Raw genomic sequence first — 4,070 nt, 5'->3', positions numbered from 1 at the left:
CGCAGTCCTTTGCGGCTATGCTCATCTCGAGCAATGCCAGTCCATGCCATTGATCACTCCATCTCTCGCAAGGACGGCGTGAATCATAACATGCTGGTATTGCTCAACAACTTTTGGATCGGGCTCTCAGAGCTGCACGATGCCTTGGGGTGGGTCAAAGATCCCGTCGTTGGTTAGCCCGTCACGCGATCGCCCTCGAAAAGCTGGGCCGCCCACCGATCGAGATCGCAGCCACGTCCTGAACGTCACCGAAGTTCAGGACGTGACCGAGCCCGGGCAGTGCGATCGGGCGCTATCTGTAAGCCGGACAAGCAACTGACCTGTTCGACCGCCGTGCCAGCGGGCTGATTGCCAAGGGCGAGGCCGGATTTTGCGTCGGCGCAACGGGTGTCAGTCGGTGTCGGCCTCTATGGAGAGATGTGCAGCGGCTGTCATCTATCGCCCCGGCGCGGAGGAATCGGAGGTGAGCCAAGGCCCTTAACGGCAAGCCCCGAACTGGCGAGGGGTGGCGCAACGCCTCACGCCCGCTCAGCAGCCCTGGATTATCAAGCATGGTGTAAGCTGACGGCCGAGCCGGCGGGGGGCAAGACGCACCGGATCCCCTGTCTGGGACACGGTGGCGTTCGTGCGCTAACTCTCGGGGATGACGGCTGAGCCGTACAAGCGCTGGTCGCGGGCGCACCTGTCGGCCACGCGGGATGATGAAGAATCTGGCAGGCACGAAATGAGACACGCAAGGATGGAGATTCGACCCTGAGAAGCACCAAACTTCGGCTGCACCTTCTCGCGAGCCGCACTCACAAGTGGCTCGCGATCATTGTCGGCGCGCAGCTTCTTTTGTGGTTCGCGAGCGGCGCGTTGATGAGCTTCTTGCCCATCGATCGAGTGCATGGCGATCACCTTGTGGACCGCAAAGCCGTGGCGCCCTTGCCTCGCGGCGTGGCGCTCGTCCCACCATCAGTGATCGTCGCGGCGACCGGGACGCGGATCGAGACCGTGAGCTATCGCATGTGGCTTGGCCGCCCGGTCGCTGAGGCGACAACGGCCCGAGGGACGCGGCTGTTCGACGCGAGAACGGGCGCACTGTTGCCCGCCCCAACTGCGGCGCAAGCCCAAGCGGTAGCGAGGGCCGCCTGGCGGAGCAACGATCACCCAAGTGTGAACGTGGAACTGATCGATCGCGCCAGTCCCGAATATCGCGGCACGCTTCCCGCCTGGCGTGTGACGTTCGCCGATCCGGACTCCACTCGGATCTTCGTGGCGGCCGATACCGGCCGGATTGCGGCGGTGAGGACAGGCACGTGGCGGCTTTATGACTTCTTCTGGAGCCTTCACATCATGGATTGGAAGAATCACGAGGACTTCAACACGCCATGGCTTCTAGGGTTTGCGCTCGGCGGCCTCGGACTTTGGCTTGGCGGGGCCGTGCTTCTTTGCATGCGTTGGCCGAAGCGGCGTCGGTCAAGCGCGTCAGGCTAGCGGACCGGCAGAAACCGGAGAAGCATGATGATAAAGAAAAGTGATAAGTCGCGCGGCGGGTTGGAACGCAGTTGAACAGGCGAGACTTCGTTTGGCAGCGATGGGGTAGACCATGGCGCATCTGAGCGATGCTGAAATGATCAACTGGATGGCGCTTTATACTGCGACCGCTCTGTGCTGCGCGATCGCAATGGCCTTGGCGATCCTTGTTCTCGCCTGTCGCCTCTGGCGCGAGAAGGCCTGGGCGCAGCTTCGCAGCGCCAAGGATGTGGCGCTGTTCCTCCCCAAATCCTGGTGGCGGTGGCAGAAGCTTTATCTGCTTTCGACGCCCGTGACGCTCGCGATCGTCAGTTCGTTCGGATTCACGTTGAGGTGGAGCTGATCGTTTAAAGGGCGAAGGCGTCTGAGAGTCGGGCTACCAGGTGCGCCGCGTTGCGGTCGGCCGGGGTGACAGTCAACAGTGGCGCTACTCGCCGAAGCCTTTCGCGTTGGTGGACCTCGGGCTCGCCGAACTCCAGCACCTCCAAGATCAATTGCCTGATCTCGCCGGTCGTGCCTGAACGCGCTTCGATCAGGAAGTCGGGGCGGCAGGGGCCGGCGGGAGTGAGGTGATCAAAGACGGGCTTCTCGACAAAGATATCAAGGCCCTCCTCGGCTAGCTCGCGCCTCGCTTCCAGAAGCGCGCGCAGAACGTCTCGCTCGAACTCGGAATTGACCGGGATGAAGCGACGGCCCGAATAAATCGGTTGGGCAAATGCGCGCAATGGTGCGTAGCCGTGCGCTTCCGGATACTCGCCTGCGACGATCATTACCAGGAACGGCCCCTTCACCGGTTTTCCGGCGAAAGAGAATGACTGCACCCTGTTTGCGACCCGCAATTCCTGAGCACCCGCGACCTCGATGACGTGGCCGCGGATGGCCGGCGAAAAGACGGCGAGGAAGCCTTGTGGTGCATGGCCTCGCGGCCATCGCCTCGCGAGCTGGCGAAGTGCAGCATACGCACGGCGGCTGTGCAGCGCATCGGCATGGGTCCAGAAAGCGCGGCTTAGCTCTATACTGGGTGCGATCTCGATCTTGGCGGCAGCGCGGGTCAGCGCGTCGAACTCAGCCTTAATTGACGCCGGCTCGACCTCATCGGCGAGCGGCGGGATGCGGTTCGTGCCGGCGATGTCGATCAGCCGCCACAGGAGGCGGGCGAGGCGCGGCACCGACGCATGGCGGGTTCGATCATCAGTCGCATCATCCTCCGGCCGTTGAGCGAGCTTCTCCGGGGCGGGCCTCAGCACTTCGAAGTAGCCCTCGGGCGGGTTTGCCGGAGTCTCGCGCGTGCGAATCTCGGAGAGCCTGTGGGTGATCTGATCACGGAAGAATGGGCAATCCTCGCGATGCTCAGGCCGCTTGGCGCTCGTCAGCCGGCGCAGATAATAGGTTTCGGCCTCCGACAGAAATGCCGGCGTCAGGATCGGTGGAGGCTCTCCGGCGGCAAGGCAGTCGCAAGCGATCCATTTTGCGCCGATACGCGCGTTCTGGACAAGGGTGATGCCCGCATCCTCATCGGCGCGGCTGCCGCTCCCTGTGTACCAGCGGACCAGCGCTTCGCGCAGTGGGTGTGGAAGAGGGATTCGGCGTCCACCCACGCCGTTCGTTTCGCGATCGATGAGCCACATCAAATGGGTTCCACGGCGTCGAAGATCACAGTCTTTGGCACCTCGGGCGGATTGACAACTCTAAACTACTCGATCTCACTTTCATTATTCGGAGTGGGAGCAGCTGATGCGAGCTTTGACGTTGATCGGTTCGGCCATGGGCCTGGTGGCAGCCAGCGGGGCCGTCGCGCAGCCGTCGAAGCCAATCAGGGCCGCCCTGGTGATCTCCATGTCGGACGCCGCGCGCGGCACCGGGAACCCGATAGGCCCTGTCGATGGGAAGCCGACTCCGTCGACGTCGGAGGCCTCACCGCCGACGGCCGGCTTTCGCGTCCACGATCTCAGCCGGCGTTGGGTCGAGTACCAGATGGCCAGCGCATTCACCCATCTACCGGGCGTAGCAGCCGGCGCTTCTGAGGATTCGTTCGCTCCGGTGGGGGCGGCCCAGCCTCAGGTTCCATTCTCTGGCGCGTCGGTGGCGCCCGTCTCAGCGATTCCGATACCCACATGGATGAGAGGCGGCAGCGTCTTCGCCGCAGCGTCCGCTACCTATGTGCCGGGGTGCGCTCCCACCGAGTATCGGCCGAGCGGGCTTCTTACGGGCCACGCCGAGTACCGGCGCCGAGGCTATTATAGGCTGATGGCGAACATCGCTTGCCAATACGGCATTCCGGTGGGCCTCTTCGACGCCATGATCATTCGGGAAAGTCGCTATAACGCGGCGATCTACTCCCCGAAGAATGCGTTCGGCTTGACCCAGCTGATGCCGGACACAGCGGCCGGTCTAGGCGTCAACCGCTATGATGTGGAGCAGAATCTGTCAAACGGCGCGCAAACGGGACCCCGTATCGGCGTCGAAGAGGGACCCCCTTTTCGAGATTAGGCGGACGGTTGTGGGGAGCGCCCTGCGCTGGGTGCGGTGGAGGTCGGGCGTAGCCCGGCCGG

4 protein-coding genes are annotated in these 4,070 nt (G+C 63.3%); 3 read left to right on the top strand and 1 reads right to left on the bottom strand.

Features of this window, described 5'->3' with window-relative positions; translation table 11 throughout:
* Window positions 1-708: 708 nt before the first annotated feature.
* Both ACFQ24_RS04290 and ACFQ24_RS04285 read left to right on the top strand, forming a co-directional pair.
* Window positions 709-1,479, top strand: a complete 771-nt coding sequence (locus ACFQ24_RS04290; protein WP_331710031.1) for a PepSY domain-containing protein — start codon at window positions 709-711, stop codon at window positions 1,477-1,479.
* Window positions 1,480-1,591: 112 nt separating this feature from the next.
* Window positions 1,592-1,861: a hypothetical protein gene (locus ACFQ24_RS04285; protein WP_037448046.1), complete on the top strand. Its 270-nt coding sequence runs from the start codon at window positions 1,592-1,594 to the stop codon at window positions 1,859-1,861.
* Window positions 1,862-1,865: 4 nt separating this feature from the next.
* On the opposite strand, the gene ACFQ24_RS04280 is transcribed toward ACFQ24_RS04285, so the two are convergent.
* Window positions 1,866-3,146, bottom strand: coding sequence for a hypothetical protein (locus tag ACFQ24_RS04280; protein WP_037448048.1), 1,281 nt, complete (start codon window positions 3,144-3,146; stop codon window positions 1,866-1,868).
* A 106-nt stretch (window positions 3,147-3,252) separates the two neighbouring features.
* Between ACFQ24_RS04280 and ACFQ24_RS04275 the strand changes: the two genes are divergently transcribed.
* Window positions 3,253-4,008, top strand: a complete 756-nt coding sequence (locus ACFQ24_RS04275) for a transglycosylase SLT domain-containing protein (RefSeq protein ID WP_380909243.1) — start codon at window positions 3,253-3,255, stop codon at window positions 4,006-4,008.
* The last annotated feature ends 62 nt before the right edge of the window (window positions 4,009-4,070 follow it).

Source organism: Sphingobium olei (assembly GCF_042678845.1).
GTDB classification, from domain to species: domain Bacteria; phylum Pseudomonadota; class Alphaproteobacteria; order Sphingomonadales; family Sphingomonadaceae; genus Sphingobium; species Sphingobium olei.
This window is presented reverse-complemented; position numbering and strand designations above follow the sequence as displayed.

Bases quoted from the DNA above. Each gene is read 5' to 3' on its own strand.
- ACFQ24_RS04285 (WP_037448046.1), top strand. From the start codon at position 1,592: ATGGCGCATCTGAGCGATGCTGAAATGATCAACTGGATGGCGCTTTAT.
- ACFQ24_RS04280 (WP_037448048.1), bottom strand. From the start codon at position 3,146: ATGTGGCTCATCGATCGCGAAACGAACGGCGTGGGTGGACGCCGAATC.
- ACFQ24_RS04275 (WP_380909243.1), top strand. From the start codon at position 3,253: ATGCGAGCTTTGACGTTGATCGGTTCGGCCATGGGCCTGGTGGCAGCC.